This is a genomic window from Amycolatopsis sp. NPDC051071 (genome assembly GCF_040682875.1).
Lineage (GTDB): Bacteria > Actinomycetota > Actinomycetes > Mycobacteriales > Pseudonocardiaceae > Amycolatopsis.
In genome coordinates, this window is sequence record NZ_JBFBBY010000001.1 from 81,464 (window position 1) to 96,181 (window position 14,718).

Annotated in this window: 14 protein-coding genes; 4 read left to right on the forward strand and 10 right to left on the reverse strand. The window is 67.6% G+C overall.

Annotated elements, in window-relative coordinates; all coding sequences use genetic code 11:
* Positions 1-55 precede the first annotated feature (55 nt).
* Entirely contained in the window at positions 56-910 is an 855-nt protein-coding gene (locus AB0M65_RS00415; protein ID WP_364019068.1) for a hypothetical protein, read from the reverse strand.
* 63 nt (positions 911-973) lie between these two features.
* Positions 974-1,807, reverse strand: a complete 834-nt coding sequence (locus tag AB0M65_RS00420; RefSeq protein WP_364019071.1) for a helix-turn-helix transcriptional regulator — start codon at positions 1,805-1,807, stop codon at positions 974-976.
* A gap of 108 nt (positions 1,808-1,915) precedes the next feature.
* Between AB0M65_RS00420 and AB0M65_RS00425 the strand changes: the two genes are divergently transcribed.
* Positions 1,916-3,346 (forward strand): MFS transporter, encoded by a 1,431-nt coding sequence (locus AB0M65_RS00425; protein ID WP_364019074.1) that lies wholly within the window; start codon positions 1,916-1,918, stop codon positions 3,344-3,346.
* A 50-nt stretch (positions 3,347-3,396) separates the two neighbouring features.
* Here the strand turns inward: AB0M65_RS00425 and AB0M65_RS00430 are convergent, their stop codons facing one another.
* From AB0M65_RS00430 to AB0M65_RS00440, 3 genes are read right to left on the reverse strand one after another with little or no spacing between them, the layout of a single operon-like run.
* Positions 3,397-5,160 (reverse strand): gamma-glutamyltransferase, encoded by a 1,764-nt coding sequence (locus AB0M65_RS00430; RefSeq protein WP_364019076.1) that lies wholly within the window; start codon positions 5,158-5,160, stop codon positions 3,397-3,399.
* 32 nt (positions 5,161-5,192) lie between these two features.
* Positions 5,193-5,600 (reverse strand): hypothetical protein, encoded by a 408-nt coding sequence (locus AB0M65_RS00435; protein ID WP_364019079.1) that lies wholly within the window; start codon positions 5,598-5,600, stop codon positions 5,193-5,195.
* Between the two features lie 9 nt (positions 5,601-5,609).
* The gene (locus tag AB0M65_RS00440; protein WP_364019082.1) at positions 5,610-6,803 is read right to left on the reverse strand and encodes an FAD-dependent monooxygenase; all 1,194 of its coding nucleotides are present in this window, start codon (positions 6,801-6,803) and stop codon (positions 5,610-5,612) included.
* A 113-nt stretch (positions 6,804-6,916) separates the two neighbouring features.
* On the opposite strand from AB0M65_RS00440, the gene AB0M65_RS00445 reads away from it, so the two are divergent.
* Entirely contained in the window at positions 6,917-7,495 is a 579-nt protein-coding gene (locus tag AB0M65_RS00445) for a TetR/AcrR family transcriptional regulator (RefSeq protein WP_364019085.1), read from the forward strand.
* A gap of 67 nt (positions 7,496-7,562) precedes the next feature.
* Here the strand turns inward: AB0M65_RS00445 and AB0M65_RS00450 are convergent, their stop codons facing one another.
* Positions 7,563-8,873, reverse strand: coding sequence for a UDP-glucose/GDP-mannose dehydrogenase family protein (locus AB0M65_RS00450; RefSeq protein ID WP_364019088.1), 1,311 nt, complete (start codon positions 8,871-8,873; stop codon positions 7,563-7,565).
* A 225-nt stretch (positions 8,874-9,098) separates the two neighbouring features.
* Between AB0M65_RS00450 and AB0M65_RS00455 the strand changes: the two genes are divergently transcribed.
* Entirely contained in the window at positions 9,099-9,857 is a 759-nt protein-coding gene (locus tag AB0M65_RS00455; RefSeq protein ID WP_364019091.1) for an SDR family NAD(P)-dependent oxidoreductase, read from the forward strand.
* Between the two features lie 70 nt (positions 9,858-9,927).
* Here the strand turns inward: AB0M65_RS00455 and AB0M65_RS00460 are convergent, their stop codons facing one another.
* The 3 genes from AB0M65_RS00460 to AB0M65_RS00470 all read right to left on the reverse strand — a co-directional run bounded on the left by AB0M65_RS00460 (position 9,928) and on the right by AB0M65_RS00470 (position 13,104).
* The gene (locus tag AB0M65_RS00460; RefSeq protein WP_364019094.1) at positions 9,928-10,602 is read right to left on the reverse strand and encodes a class I SAM-dependent methyltransferase; all 675 of its coding nucleotides are present in this window, start codon (positions 10,600-10,602) and stop codon (positions 9,928-9,930) included.
* Positions 10,603-10,721: 119 nt separating this feature from the next.
* Positions 10,722-11,366, reverse strand: a complete 645-nt coding sequence (locus AB0M65_RS00465; protein WP_364019097.1) for a PadR family transcriptional regulator — start codon at positions 11,364-11,366, stop codon at positions 10,722-10,724.
* An 82-nt stretch (positions 11,367-11,448) separates the two neighbouring features.
* Positions 11,449-13,104, reverse strand: coding sequence for a TM0106 family RecB-like putative nuclease (locus AB0M65_RS00470; RefSeq protein ID WP_364019100.1), 1,656 nt, complete (start codon positions 13,102-13,104; stop codon positions 11,449-11,451).
* An 81-nt stretch (positions 13,105-13,185) separates the two neighbouring features.
* Between AB0M65_RS00470 and AB0M65_RS00475 the strand changes: the two genes are divergently transcribed.
* Positions 13,186-13,650, forward strand: coding sequence for a DUF6474 family protein (locus tag AB0M65_RS00475; protein ID WP_364019103.1), 465 nt, complete (start codon positions 13,186-13,188; stop codon positions 13,648-13,650).
* Positions 13,651-13,757: 107 nt separating this feature from the next.
* On the opposite strand, the gene AB0M65_RS00480 is transcribed toward AB0M65_RS00475, so the two are convergent.
* Positions 13,758-14,717, reverse strand: a complete 960-nt coding sequence (locus tag AB0M65_RS00480) for a glycine betaine ABC transporter substrate-binding protein (protein ID WP_364019106.1) — start codon at positions 14,715-14,717, stop codon at positions 13,758-13,760.
* Position 14,718: the final 1 nt, after the last annotated feature.

The window sequence follows — 14,718 nt, forward strand, 5'->3', positions numbered from 1 at the left end:
ACGAAAGCTACCCGGAGTGCAGGCGTACTGCGTCCGTTGAAAAGCGGCTTCCCGGCTACGCCGCGTGCGGTAGCCGGCGCAGCACCGACGTCATCATCAGCACCCCGCCGACCACCTGCACGGCCAGCATCGGCACGTGCCCCAGTCCGGACGCGCTCATGCCGAACGCGCTGAACAGGGCCCACGCCCCGGAGCCCGCCATCGCCCCGGCGCCGGTCCACACCAGCACCAACCGCGGCCAGAACCGGCCCCGTGACACGGTCGCCAGCGCGATCGCGGCCAGCACGGCGAGTACCGCGACGACGACGTCCTGACCGCGGGCCGACATCCCGCCGGTGCTGAACGACCAGAACACGTGGGCGGTCGCGGCGCCGAGAGCGGCGGCGATACCGAGCCCGCCCGTCACGCCGATCGAGCCGGGGCGGACGGTGCCGGTGACGACGAACCACCAGCGGTCGCGGGCGTAGAGCACGAACGCGGTCAGCAGCAGGACGCCTTGCCAGGCGAAACCGCCGTAGACGACGGCCCAGACCCAGTTCTCCAGCGGCATTTCGTCCAGTTCCGGCTTCGTCAGGTCGGCGACGATCACCGGGAGGTTCAGCACGATCGGCGCGAGCAGCCCGGTGCCGATCCAGATCGGGAACAGCACGAGCGGCGCGGGGATCCGGCGGCCCCAGGAGTAGGTGAACGCCAGCGCGAGCACCACCGCGACGACGTCCATCCCGCCGGTGAGCAGGTTCGCGAAACGCATCAGGCCCGAATCCACGAAAGAGGGATCTCGGAGGCCGAGATCACCACCGGTGACCCACGATGCTTTGAGCGTCAGATACGGGAGGGTGCCGAGGATCGCCGCGTAACAGACGATCAGGCGGGCACTGGAGATCTTGGGGGCGGCGACTGCTGCGGTCATGCTCTCAGCGTCGGCGTTCGCGCCGGGGAAAGACTCCCTCGCGAGCCTGGTCCGGCTCCCTCTTCAGAAGGAGCCGGGTAGTTTCGCCGCGGTCTCCTCGTCGGCCGGGGTGAGCGTCGCGAGCGAGATCTCGGAGCGCCGCCCGAGATACAGGTAGGAGAACTCGAAGCGCAGCAGGCCGACGTCCGGGTGCAGGTACCGCTTGAGCACGATGCGTTCGCCGGAGACGTCGTGCTCCTTCCACATCCGCTCGAAGACGTCGGACTCCTGCCGCAGCCGCTTGACCAGGTTCTTCCACGCCGGTTCGGCGAGGTGTTCGGCCATCGCCGCGCGGAAGCCGGCGACCACCCGGGGCAGATTGGTCTCCCAGTCCGGGAGCCTCCGCCGCCATTCGGGGTTGGTCAGGCACTGGACCAGGGTGTTGCGGTCCTCGAACGGGATCGCGTCGAGGTCACCCATCAGCCAGCTGTAGGCCCGGTTGTAGGCGAGGATGTCGCACCGCGCGTTGCGCACACAGACGGGGAACGGCTCCAGCTTGTCCATCATCCGATAGACGTTCTGGCTGAGGAGCTTGCAGTCCGTCTCCAGCGGCGGCTCGGGCGCACCGGCGAGGGTGAACAAATGCGTGTGCTCGTGCGGGTCGAGCCGCAGTGTGCGGGAGATCGCGTCGAGCACCTGCTCGGACGCGTTGATGTCGCGGCCCTGTTCGAGCCAGGTGTACCAAGTGACCCCGACCCCGGCCAGCTGCGCGACCTCTTCACGGCGCAGTCCCGGCGTCCGGCGCCTGCCGCTGATCGGCAGGCCGACCTGGTCCGGGGTGATGCGCTCGCGACGGCTGCGCAGGAAGGCGGCCAATTCGTGCCGTCGCACCTTGGCCGTTCGCGCATCGACGGTCATGGTCACCTCATCAGGTTCGCAAAGCTTCGATCGGGTTACCAGGTAGTGGTAGTACCAGGATAAACACACTCCTGGTACCAGGGTGGGAATCGGCCGATCGTAGTATCCATGACTTCGACGCAAGTTCCGGCGACGCCTGCCCGCGTCGCCGCCGGACCGGCCCTGACCTCGGCCGGCCTGGTCACCGTGCTGCTGGGGGCGGCACTTCCCCTCATCGATTTCTTCATCGTCAACATCGCCCTGCCCGCGATCGGCACCGATCTCCGCGCGTCGTCGGCCACCCTGGAACTGGTGGTCGCGGCCTACGGGATCGCCTACGCGGTGCTGCTGGTGGTCGGCGGCCGTCTCGGCGACGCCTTCGGCCGTCGCAAACTGTTCCTGATCGGCCTGGCCTCGTTCACCGTGACGTCCCTGCTCTGCGGAATCGCGCCGACGGCTTTGACGCTGGTGCTGGCGCGGGCCGCGCAGGGGGCGGCCGCCGCGTTGATGCTGCCGCAGGTGCTTTCGATCATCCAGGCGACGACGACGGGTGAGCGCCGGTCGAAGGCGCTGGGGCTCTACGGCGCGACCGCGGGGCTTTCGATGGTGCTCGGCCAGTTCCTCGGCGGGGCGCTGGTCGCCGCCGATCTCTTGGGCACGGGCTGGAGGCCGATCTTCCTGGTCAACGTGCCGGTCGGGATCGTCGGACTGGTGATCGCGCGGCGGCTGATCCCGGAGAGCCGCTCGGCCAACCCGATCGGCATCGACCGCTGGGGCACGGTTTTCCTGGCGATCGCGCTGGTTTCGCTGCTGCTCCCGCTGGCCGAAGGCCCCGTGCTGGACTGGCCACTGTGGACGATCGCACTGCTCGTGGTGTTCCCGTTCGCCGCGGCCGGGTTCGTCCGCGTCGAACGCCGGATGGAACGGCGCGGTGAGATTCCGCTCCTGCCGCCGTCGGTGATGCGGATGCCGAGTGTGCGGCAGGGACTGTTCGTCGGGGTGCCGTTCTTCGTCGGTTTCAGCGCGTTCATGTTCGTGTTCGCGGTGACCCTGCAGGACGGCCTGCACCTCGGCCCGTTCGGTTCCGGGCTGGTGACGGCGCCGCTTTCACTGGCGTTCTTCGCGATGTGCCTGATCAGCAGCCGTCTGGTGGCGCGGTTCGGGCAGCGGGTGGTGGCCGTCGGTCTTTCGGTACAACTGCTCGGACTGCTGGTGCTGATCGGCACCGTGTTGCTGGAGTGGCCGGATCTGGGTGTCCTGGATTTCGCGCCGGGGATGCTGCTGTGCGGGCTCGGCCAGGGACTCGCGATGACGACGGTGTTCCGGATCGTGCTGTCCAAGGTGCCGCCGGAGATCGCCGGGGTCGGCAGCGGAATGCTGACGACGTCGCAGCAGGCGGCGATGGCGCTGGGTGTCGCGACTTTGGGAACGCTGTTCGCCTCCGTCGGTGCTGGGTCGCTGGGTATGAAGGGTGCGTTCGCCCTGGTCATCGGGATCCAGGCGGTGCTGACGATCGGGGTGATCACGGTGGCGAGGCGGCTTCCCGACCCACGGGTCTGAGGAGGCCTTCACGGCAGGTCAGCGGCAGTGGCAGCGGGGCAGGCAGAGGGTCAGCGACCGGCGGCGTAGCCCTGCATTCCCCGCGCGTTCGCGGCGGCACGCAGGACGCCACCGGAGCGCGAGACGGCGGAAAGCCGCCCCAGTGACCAAGGTCCGGCGTCGACGACCGCGTGCCCGCGTGCGGCCAGAGCATCCATTGTGGACTGACCGAGTCGTGACTCGACCACGAGTTCCCGCGGCGTCCAGGAGCGCGGGTAGAACGAACTCGGGAACGCTGTCGTATGCCACGCGGGGGAATCGATCGACTCCTGCAGGTTCAGCCCGCCGAGCGTATGCGCCAGCCAGAAACACAGCTGCCACTGATCCTGCTGATCTCCGCCCGGCGTCCCGAACGCCAGCACCGGCTCGCCGTCGCGCAGGCCCATCGACGGCGAAAGCGTGATCCGCGGCCGCTTTCGCGGCGCCAGCGAGTTCGGCAGACCCTGTTCGAGCCAGAACATCTGACCGCGCGAGTCGAGGCAGAACCCGAGTTCCGGAATCGTCGGACTCGACTGCAGCCAGCCACCCGACGGCGTCACGGAGATCATGTTCCCGGCCGCGTCGACGACGTCGATGTGCACGGTGTCGCCGCGCGTCTCGCCCAGCGGCCCGACCGTCGGCTCCCCCGTGGCGCCGGAACCGCCTTCGAGACCGCGCAGCTTTTCGAGAATCGCGGGCAGCCGCGGCGAAGGACCACCCGGCCGAAGTTCGGCGGACGCTTCCTCGGTGATCAAGGCCCGGCGCGCGTCCGCGTACTCGCGAGAGATCAGCAACTCGATCGGCACGTCGGGAGAATCCCCGTACCAGGCCTCACGATCGGCGAACGCGAGTTTCGCCGCCTCGACGGCAAGGTGCACCGTGCGTTCCGTCGGAATACCGTCCACATAGGACAATTCGTCACGGAGGCCGTCCAGCAATCGCGCTTGCTGCAGGAGTGCGGGCCCCTGGGTCCAGGCACCCATTTTCACCAGGCCCCAGTCGCCGAAGTCGACTCGCAGCGCGTCTTCGTACGTCGCTTCCCAGCCCGCGATGTCCTCGCCGGTGAGAAGACCGGCGTGGTCGCGGCCGGAGTCGTCGCGGAAGGCCTTGCGGCTGAACACCTCGATCGCTTCGGCGACGAAGCCTTGTGACCACGCGCGGCGTCCCGCGTCGATCTGCGCCTCGCGGCCACTGACCGACTCGGCCTCGGCGAGCAGCAGCTCCCAGGTATCCGCCAACGCCGGGTTGCGATGCAGCCCCTCGGCGGGTTTGCCGCCGGGGAGCCACAGCGCCGCCGACGTCGGCCAGTGCCCGGTGAACAGGTCCTGCACCGCGCGAATCGTGTCACCGACCCGGCTGACCAGCGGAATCCCGTCGCGCGCATAGGAAATCGCGTAGCCGAGCACGGCACGCAACGACTTCGTGCCGTGATCCCGCAGGAGCAGCAGCCAGCCGTCCCACGCTCCCGGGACGGTCGCGGGGAGCAGTCCGCTGCCGGGGATCAGGTCGAGCCCGAGGTCCGCGAAGTACTCCGACGTCGCGGCCGCGGGCGAAACCCCTTGGCCCGCGAGCACTCGGGGCGTCCGGTCCTTCGCGGTGACGAAGATGCCGGGGACCTGCCCCGCCGGGCCGCAGAGATGCGGCTCGGCGATCTGCAGGACGAACCCGGCCGCTACCGCCGCGTCGAAGGCGTTGCCGCCGTCTTCCAGCACCGCCATCCCGGTGGCCGAAGCCAGCCAGTGCGTCGATGCCACCATGCCGTGGGTGCCGGCCAGTTCCGGCCTGGTCGTGAACACCCGGTTGATACTACGCTTTGCTAACTACTTTTTCAGTCCCAGAAGTTGAAGAGGGCTTCACCAAGAGTGTCGGGCCGCCAGTGCTTGGCGTGATAGTTACTCACCCAGGGCGGCGTCGAGAGGTCGATCGGCTGCTCGAGTTCGGCTCGGGCGTACAGCCGATACCCAGGAAGAAGTTCCCCCAGAACGGCCAGCAATCCTGGCTCGTCGACGAAGGTCGTCGATCCCCAACTGACGGGTGCCTCAGCGATGCCGAGGCCGTTCCGCACTTCTCCGTCCAGTTCCCAGGTCCACAGCACCGCGGCGGTTCGGTGGCGATAGGCGATCTCGCCCTGGTCGAAGTTCGGCCCCGTCTGGTAGGACACGAACCCGGTGACCCGGCCACGCGTTCGCCGGGCCGCCTCGTAGCAGGCCTTCCGGAACTCCTTCTCATCCCTCACCCACCGAAGCTATCCCTGCGCGGCGATGGGAGCGTCATAGTTTTCGAGCGTCGCCGCGTTGGCAGCACGCGAAGTCACCCAGGTGAACACCTTCGTCATGGGCCGCGAACCCAGCACCCGGTACAGGAAGTTCCGGTAGCCGATCATGAACCGCGACTTCGGCACGAGGAAAGTGCCGATCCCGGCTGCCTGCTTCTGCGAAACCTTGACCGGGCCGCGCAGTTTCTCCTCGTAGCGCGCGAAGGCGACTTCGTGATCACCGTGTGCGGCAGCGAGTTCACCCGCGAGGACGTACGCGCCCATCATCGCGAGCCCGGTCCCGGAACCACCCGGCCCCGCGCACCAAGCAGCGTCGCCGAGCAGCACGACCCGGCCTTGTGACCACTTGTCCAGGTGGATCTGGCTGAGCGAATCGAAGTACAGATCGTCGGCGCCCTTGAGTCCTTCGAGCAACTTCGGGATTTCCCAGCCGAAGTCGGCGAAGCGTTCTACGACGACCTTCTTTTGCGCCTCGACGTCGCGCCGAGGCACGTCCAGCGATTCCGACGCGAAGAGAAGACCGACGTTGACGACCGAACCATCGCGACCGCTGGCGGCCATCACCGTCCGGCCGGGGACACTGCGGATCAGGCCAAGGTGGTCGAGGCCAAGGTGGTTGGGCACGGTGAAGCCCGCGGTGTGGAAACCGAGATCCGTGCGGAACCGCTCTTCGTCGCCGAAGGCCAGCCGCCGCACGCCCGAGTGGAGGCCGTCCGCGCCGACGACGAGGTCGAATCTCCGCGACACCCCCTTGGCGAAAGTGACGGTGACGCCGTCCGGATTCTCGTCCAGCCCGGTGATCCAGTCGCCGAAGACGTACTCGGTGTCGTCTTTCGTGTGGTCGTAGAGGATGCGCGTCAGGTCTCCTCGCTCGATCTCGACTTCGCCGCTGAAGAAGACCGACGGCAACGAGGCGACCTTCTTGCCTCGCGCGTCGACGACGATCTGCTCGCCCATCGCGGTCTCCTTCGCGCGGATGTCCTCCAGGATTCCCATGCGTTTCAGCAGGGTCATCTGCTCGCCGCGGAAGTCGACGGCGCTGCCGCCTTCGCGCAGAGCCGGGGCGCGCTCGACGACGGTCGGCGCGAAACCGCGCTCCCGCAGCCAGAAGGCGAGGGCCGGACCCGCGATGCCGGCGCCGGAGATCAAAACGGTGGTCGTCATGGCTGCTCCCAGTGGGTTCGTGGTGTTGGGATGACCGTACGGCAGATTTGCACGCTTGGTCAATCCATTTGGTCAAACCAAGCGGATAAACCAGATGGTCTAAGATCTCGGGCATGGGAAATCGCGAGGACCTGATGAGCGGGGCCATCCAGTGCCTCAAGGAAAAGGGCTGGTCACGGACGACGGTGCGGGACATCGCGGCGGCGGCCGGGGTCAGTCACGCGGCGATCGGCTACCACTTCGGGTCGCGAGAAGCCCTGCTGCTGACGGCGTTCTCCCAGGCGATGGACGACTGGGGCAACGAGATCCAACGGGAGACGATGAGCACTGTCGACCCCGACGCCCCGGTGAACGAGCAGTACCGGGCGTCCTGGCGGGCGATGATCGACTCTTACGGGCGCAACCGGCAGCTGTGGATGGCCTCGATCGAGGCGTTCGTGCAGTCCGAGCACCACCCTGAGCTGCGGAAACAGCTCGCCGCGGCGCAGCGTGAAGGACGTCGCGGAATGGCGGCCGGCATGCTGGGGATCGACGAGGACACGCTCACCGAGGCCGACGAGCGCCGCATCGGCGCGGTGGCCGTGGCGCTGAACTCGGGCGTGATGCTGCAGCACATGCTCGACCCGGAGAACGCTCCGACGGCCGAGGAGATCGTGGACGGGCTGATGACGCTCGTCTCCCTGGTGTCATGAAAGGGTCTTTCAGGACATTTTTTGTCCTGAAAGACCCTTTCATGACACCCGAGGGAGGCAGGTTGGGTCAGGAGACGGCGACCTTCCACCGCAGCGCCGCCCGCGGCCGCCCGACGCCCTGCCACGACAGGCCGGCGTCCAGGATCCGTTGCGGCTCCAGAAGATTGCGGGTGTCTACGATCGAGTCGCCGTCCATCTGCTCGGCCAGGTAATGCCAGTCGAGCCGGGTGAACTCGTCCCATTCCGTCAACACGACGACGGCGTCGGCGCCCTTCGCGACCTGGTACGGGTCGTCGACCACGGTCATCCCGGCGATCTCGCCGCCGACGGCCGGGTCGTAGGCGGTCAGTTCCGCGCCGAGCGCACCCAGCACCGAGGCGACCGCGAGGGCGGGCGAGTCACGCAGGTCGTTCGTCCCGGCCTTGAACGCCAGCCCGAGGACGCCGATCCGCGAACCGGCCAGTGTGCCGCCGACGGCGCCGGCGATCTTCGCGACGATCCGGTCCCGCTGCGCGATGTTCTCTTCGATCGCCGAGGTCAGCAGGGTGAAGTCGTACTGCACGGACTCGGCGACCTTGACCAGGGCGCTGGTGTCCTTCGGCAGGCACGAGCCGCCCCAGCCGGGGCCGGGCTTGAGGAACGAGCGGCCGATGCGCCGGTCGTAGCCCATGCCCTCGGTGACGAGGTCGATGTCCGCGCCGAGGCGTTCGCACAGTTCGGCGATCGAGTTCACATAGGACAGTTTCATCGCGAGGAAGCAGTTCGCCGCGTACTTCACCAGTTCCGCGCTGGCCGCGTCGGCGACGACGACCGGGGCGGCGAGATCGGCGTAGAGGTCGCCGACCCAGCGGGCGGCCGCGACGTCATCGGAGCCGACGACGATCCGGTCCGGGCCGAGGAAGTCCTCGACCGCGGTGCCCTCGCGCAGGAACTCCGGATTCGACACCACCGGCACGTCCGTACGACCGAGCATCGCCTGGATGCGCTTCGACGTCCCCACCGGAACGGTCGATTTGGTGACCAGCGCACAACCCGAAGGAATGACGTCGCCGATCTCGGTGGTCACGGCTTCGACGGCCCGCAGATCCGCCGAACCACCCGCACCCATCGGCGTTGGCACACAAAGGAAAACGGCCTCCGCGTCGCGAACGGCCTCGCGTGCGCCGACCACGAATTCGAGTCTCCCGCTGGTCAGCCCCCTCGACACCAGCTCGGACAATCCCGGCTCCAGGATGTCCACTCGTCCGGCGGAGAGCCTTGCGACCTTCGCCTGGTCGACATCGACGCAAGTGACTCGATGCCCCAGGCCGGCCAAGCAGGCCCCCGTGGTCAATCCGACGTAACCGGTCCCCACCACCACGATCCGAGCAGCGCTCATGCTGCTGAAGGTGACAGCCGGAGTTGACCTCCGAGCGAACGGAATGCTTCAGGCCCGAATACTCCTCACGACATGCTGCGCACCGACGTGAGCCAACACACCCGCCCCGCCGATGCGAACGAGCGTTAACCTAGGAGCCGGTTACCGGAGGAGATACGACCAGCGGAAATCAGCCGACCACGGGTTCACCGACAGGTGGAGGCGGTTTCCGGTGAAAGGGAGAACATGCAGATCACCGATACCGCGGCGCTCGTCACGGGTGGCGCGTCCGGGCTCGGCGGTGCGACCGCGAAGGCGCTCGCGGCGAAGGGCGCACGGGTCTTCGCGCTGGACCTCGCCGGTGCCATCGCCAACGCCGAACAGGTCGAGGGCATCACCTACGTCGAGGCCGACGTGACCGATCCGGAGCAGGTCCGGACCGCCGTCGCGACCGCCGCCGAATCCGGGGTGCCGCTGCGGACCGTGGTGAACTGCGCCGGGATCGGCCCGTCCGCCCGGATCCTTTCGAAGAAGGGCCCGCACGACCTCGCGCTGTACGCGAAGGTCGTCCAGATCAACCTGATCGGCTCGTTCACCGTGCTGACGCTGGCCTCCGAGGCCATCGCCAAGACCGAACCGCTGGCCGACAACGCACGCGGCGTCATCATCAACACCGCGTCGATCGCGGCCTACGACGGCCAGATCGGGCAGGTGGCGTACGCGTCGTCCAAGGGCGGCATCGTCGGGATGACGCTGCCCGCCGCGCGCGACCTCGCGTCGCACGGAATCCGGGTGCTGACCATCGCGCCGGGCATCGTCGACACCCCGATGCTGGCGACGGTGAGCGAGGAGTTCCGCGCTTCGCTGGCCGAAGGCGTCCCGTTCCCGAAGCGGCTCGCGCGGCCGGACGAGTACGCGCAGCTCGCGTTGTCGCTGATCGACCACGACTACCTGAACGGCGAGGTCGTCCGGATGGACGGTTCGCTGCGGATGGCTCCTCGCTGAGCCTGCTCCCGCGTGTCAGGAAAGGGTCTTTCCTGACGAATTTCGTCAGGAAAGACCCTTTCATGACATCTCAGGAGCGGGTGAGGCGCACGTCCAGGCCGATGCCCTCGGTGGTGACCTCACAGGTCCGGAACGCGGTTTCGGCGACCAGGCCGCCGAACTGCACCGGCGTGTAGGCGCGCCGCCGGAGGTGGCCGAGCGTCTGACGGACGCCGAGCGCGGCCACCTTGCCGAGCTTCATGCCCTCGACCTCACGCACGATGTCGCCGTCGGTCGCGTCCCGGTTCATGTCCTGCACCGCGGCCGTGCCACCCGGACGCAGCACGCGGTACATCTCGTCGAGTGCCTTCACCGGCCACACGAAGTTCTTGAACGCGGCCTGGCAGATGACGAAGTCGAACGACTCGTCGTCGAACGGCATCCCCGCGACGTCCCCTTCGCGGAACTCGACGTCAACGCCTTGGGCTCGTGCGTACTCGCTCGCGATCTCGACGAACGTCGCCGCGACGTCGAGTCCGGTGACGGCGAACCCGAGCCGCGCCAGTTCGACGGCGAAGTAGCCGGGGCCGAAGGCGACTTCGAGGATCTTCGCGCCTTCCGGCAGGTCCGCGGCGAGTTCGCGGGCCTGCTTCCGCCAGAGTTCGATCTGCGGCTCGGTGCCACGCTGCCGCGCGTAGTTCCGCGCCAGCGCACCACTCATCTCCGGAAGGAGCTTGAACCGTTTCCTGTCCTTGATGTTCGACATGGTCTCTCCAGGTTGATTGCCCGGAGCCCGGCTATTCTCAAGATGCCTTCTCGTGGCCGGGTTCCGGTTGCGGGATCGTTCGCCCCGGCGGGGTGCTGCAACACCTCGCCGGGGTTCTTTCAGCTGGTCGTGCTCCCCCTTTCGGCAAGCTCGGCCACGTCGGCCGGGAGTACTCCGGTCTCGTGGAAGGTCCGCCAGTCGGTGAGACCGGGCATCGAGCCGGAAGTCAGTTCCCCGAGGATCGAGCGGACCCACTCCGCTTCCGCCATCCGCATGGCCAGCTGATACTCGGCTTCGAGCAGCACCAGCCGTGGTATCTCCTCAAGCAACCGAGCGAGTCCGACGCGGAAACGCTCGATCTCCTCGTCCAGCGCCATCAGGCGGGCGCGGAACAGGGTGATCACCTCGTCCGGTCCGAGCCACGCCATCACCGAAAGCCCGGCGACGAACTTGGTCTCCTCCGGTGCGAGTTCGGCGAGGAGCTCGCGAAGCCAGTCGAGCAATTCGTCACGGCCGACGTCGGTGATCCGGTACACCGTCCGCTCGGGGCGGGCACCGTCGCGACTGCTCTCGACGGCTTCGATGAAACCGTGTTTCCCCAGGTTGCGGACCACCGTGTAGAACGAGCCCCATTTGATCCCCATGTCGCGATCCTTGCCACGCGCCTTGAGGACCGAGGCCATTTCATACGGATGCATCGGACGCTCGACGAGCGTGGACAGGATGGCCAACGCCAGCAGGTTGCCGACCTTCCGTCGTTTCACCCGGCCCTCCTCGCTTACGAGTACTCGTCTACGAGTATGCGCATAAACGCGAGTGATCGCAAGTGTCTTAGTTCGTAAGAGATCAGAGGTCGTGCATATACGGCACCGACGTCTGCGCGTGGTCCGTCATCCAGGTCCGCAGCGCGTGCGTGGCCAGGACGTCGTCCTCGTTGTACCGCAGCAGCCGTTCGCGCTGGGCGTCGTCGGGGACGTCGCCGTCCATGCCGACGGCGTCGCGATACCAGCTCATCGACGCCTCGCCGCTCGCCTCGGGATCCCGCCAGGCGAAGCCGGCGACCGGCGCGATCACCTTGAGCCCCTTGCCCTGCGAGCACAGGAACTGGTCGGTGACACTGCGGAAGAGGTCGATCCATTCTTCGGAGTCCACAAAGGACGCGATCTCCGCTTTGGCCGGAACACCCGGATACTCGCCGAACCGGTCGGCGGACCCGAAGAGCCAGCGGTTCTCGGCGAGCGCGTTGTAGCAGTAGGCGCGGAAAGTCAGCCCGGCCGCCAGGGTGCGTTCGCGGACGTCGGTGAACCACGCCCAGAACTCCGCGAACGACCGCGCCTCGTCCGCCGTCGGCAATGGCTCCCAGGTCGCGAAGGCCCGATAGCCCTGCTCCACGCCGATGTCGGCGCCGGTCAGCAGCGAACCCCACAGGTACGCGCCGGAATCGCCGAAGCTCTCCATGTCGACGTCGACCTCGACGTCGCCGCGCGGGACCTCGACGTGATCGACCTTGCGCACCATCGTGAGATCGGCGAGCCAGGCGCGCGCGAGGATGATCGCGTCGGCGAAGGTGCCGCCGGTCCAGTTCATCGGCGGCGGCTCGTCGGCCGGATCGAGCGCGGCCAGCTTGTCCACAGTGGACACCCCGGCGCGGCGGAGTTCCATCGCGTCCTCGCCGCGGACGACGAGGCTGACGTCACGGGTCTCGGTGAGCACGACCTCGCACGTCGGCCACCAAGGGCAGCGACGGCATTCGAGGACGCGCGAAGGCTCGGCCAGCGGCTCTTCACCTTCGGCCGCCGCGCTCGCGATGGCGAGCCTGTCGGCGAAGCGGCTCTGGTACTCCGTCAGCGCGCTACGGCCGCCCGGCCAGGTACCCGCGGACAGGTCGTGCCAGACGACGACGTCCGCGTCAAGTCCGATGACGCCGCCGATGGCGCGGTGCCCTTCGTGCCGCCCGAGCGTTTCGAGCATCCGGTAGAGGTGGGCGAGCCGCATCTGGTCCCGCGGCTGCGAACGGATCTTCCGCGCCGGATCCGGCAACCGGTTGGCCGGATCGAGGTCGGTCATCACCGTGGTCGGCGCACCCGCGCCGCGATCGGTGATGCGATGCCGCACCACCAGCACGGGCACGTAACCGGCGCCGGTGCGGACGAGCAGTTCCGAGCCGCCGCGCCGGTGACCCGCGCGATCCACCGGAAGCAGCGCGCCCCAGATGTAGTGCGCTTCGGCGGCGAAGGCCTCTTCGGTGAGCTGCACGCGCTCGGCGGCGGAGAGGTCGCGAGGGATCTTGACCCAGCTCGCGTCCGGCCCTGTCGCTTCCATCAGCCGCCGCACGATGGCCTCGCGATGTGCTGACGCGTCGGCGATCCGCTGCTGCGCGGCGGGGTCGGGCGGGGCGAGCGGGACCTCGCGCATCGCCGGATCGTGTTCGAGGTGCACGCGACGCCGGCAACGGCTCACCGCTCCCGCATCAAGTAGCACCTCGTTACTCACGGACACCACTCTAGAAGGCGACCGGCAAGCCGACATGCCCGCCACTTCGGGGACCAGTAAGTTCGACTGTGACACAGCGTGGGAGGTGCCATGGCGCGCAAGGCCAAAGCCGTCGAGGCCGAAGGCAGGATCACCCCGAAGAAGGCGAAAAACGTCGTCGCGGTGGCCAAAGTGCTCGGTCCGGCCGTACTGCCGGTGATCGCGCCGTACGCCGTTCGAGCGGCGGGTGCCGCACGAGAGCTATACGACCGTTATCAGGCGAAGAAGCTCGGCGTCGCCGTCGACCAGCTCGGCGAGTTCAGCGGGCGCGGTGCCGCACTGCACGCGCGGATCGCCGGGCTGACGCAGGGACTCGCGGAGCTGAAGAAGTCCGCGAAGGCGACTGATGCCGACGTGGCCTTCGCGAAGGACACGCAGGGGACGCTGGAGCAGCTTTCGGCGACCGTTCGCGCTTCGGAGCGGATGCCTGCCGCGCGGCGGAAGGCGGCGCACCGGGCCGTGGCCGGGGAGCTGGACCAGCTGGAGGGGAAGCTGCTGCACCGGTTGGGGATCTGAGCGGTCACTGCGGTCACTTCGGGCCTCACGGATGTCATAAGGGGTCCCCATGGGACGAAATTCGTCTCATGGGGACCCCTTATGACACGCCGGGGAGCGGAGGCGGGCTAGGAGATGAAGCCCTTTTTCTTCATCCACTCGTAGGCGACTTCGCCTTGGTCACGGCCGTCGACGTCGACCTGTTTGCACAGTTCGATCATCTGCTCGTTGTCGATCGCCGCGGCGACGGCTTCGAGCGGGCCGCGTAGTTCCGGGTGCTGCTTCAGGAAGTCCGAGCGCAGCGTCGGCACGGCGTTGTACTGCGGGAACGCCTTCTTGTCGTCTTCGAGGACACGCAGGTTGAGCCCGGCGATCCGGCCGTCGGTGGTGAAGATCTCACCGATCGGGCAGGTCCCGCTCGCCACGGCCGAGTAGATCGTGCCGATGCCGAAGTTCTTGATCACCGGGTTTTGGAACCCGTACGCCCGGACGGCGGCGGGGAAGCCGTCCTGACGGCTGGTGAACTCGGTCTCCAGGCAGAACACGTTCTGGTCGGGCTTCTGCTTGAGGAACGCCGCCAGGTCCGTCGTCGTCTTCAGGTTGTTCGCCGCTCCGTAGGCCTCGGTGACCGCGAAGCCGTATTGGTCGTTCAGTGGCGAGTAGTTCAGCCAGGTGACGCCGTACTTCGCCTCGTCGGCCACCTTCGTGGCCTCGTATTGGGCTTGTTCCCCGCCGGTGACGGGGAGTTCGTTGCCCTGGTAGTTGATCCAGCCGGTGCCGGTGTATTCCCAGGTGACGTCGGTCTGGCCGGCGAGCAGTGCCTGCCTCGACGAGTTCGAGCCCTTGATGTCGGTCAGGTCGATGACGTCCGCGCCCGCCGCGGAAAGCGCCATCTCGGCCATGTAGCCCAGGATGATGTTCTCGGTGAAGTCCTTGGACCCCACCGTCACCTCGACGCCTTTGAGCCCTTCGATGGGCTGGATCGAACCGGGTTCGATTTTGTACGGCAGCGCGGTGTTGACCTCGAGTCCGCACGCGGAAAGCGTGCCGCACAACAGGACAGCGCCGAAGATCGCCTTCAATCGCATG

Bases quoted from the DNA above. Each gene is read 5' to 3' on its own strand.
- AB0M65_RS00415 (WP_364019068.1), bottom strand. From the start codon at position 910: ATGACCGCAGCAGTCGCCGCCCCCAAGATCTCCAGTGCCCGCCTGATC.
- AB0M65_RS00420 (WP_364019071.1), bottom strand. From the start codon at position 1,807: ATGACCGTCGATGCGCGAACGGCCAAGGTGCGACGGCACGAATTGGCC.
- AB0M65_RS00425 (WP_364019074.1), top strand. From the start codon at position 1,916: ATGACTTCGACGCAAGTTCCGGCGACGCCTGCCCGCGTCGCCGCCGGA.
- AB0M65_RS00440 (WP_364019082.1), bottom strand. From the start codon at position 6,803: ATGACGACCACCGTTTTGATCTCCGGCGCCGGCATCGCGGGTCCGGCC.
- AB0M65_RS00445 (WP_364019085.1), top strand. From the start codon at position 6,917: ATGGGAAATCGCGAGGACCTGATGAGCGGGGCCATCCAGTGCCTCAAG.
- AB0M65_RS00450 (WP_364019088.1), bottom strand. From the start codon at position 8,873: ATGAGCGCTGCTCGGATCGTGGTGGTGGGGACCGGTTACGTCGGATTG.
- AB0M65_RS00455 (WP_364019091.1), top strand. From the start codon at position 9,099: ATGCAGATCACCGATACCGCGGCGCTCGTCACGGGTGGCGCGTCCGGG.
- AB0M65_RS00460 (WP_364019094.1), bottom strand. From the start codon at position 10,602: ATGTCGAACATCAAGGACAGGAAACGGTTCAAGCTCCTTCCGGAGATG.
- AB0M65_RS00475 (WP_364019103.1), top strand. From the start codon at position 13,186: ATGGCGCGCAAGGCCAAAGCCGTCGAGGCCGAAGGCAGGATCACCCCG.
- AB0M65_RS00480 (WP_364019106.1), bottom strand. From the start codon at position 14,717: ATGCGATTGAAGGCGATCTTCGGCGCTGTCCTGTTGTGCGGCACGCTT.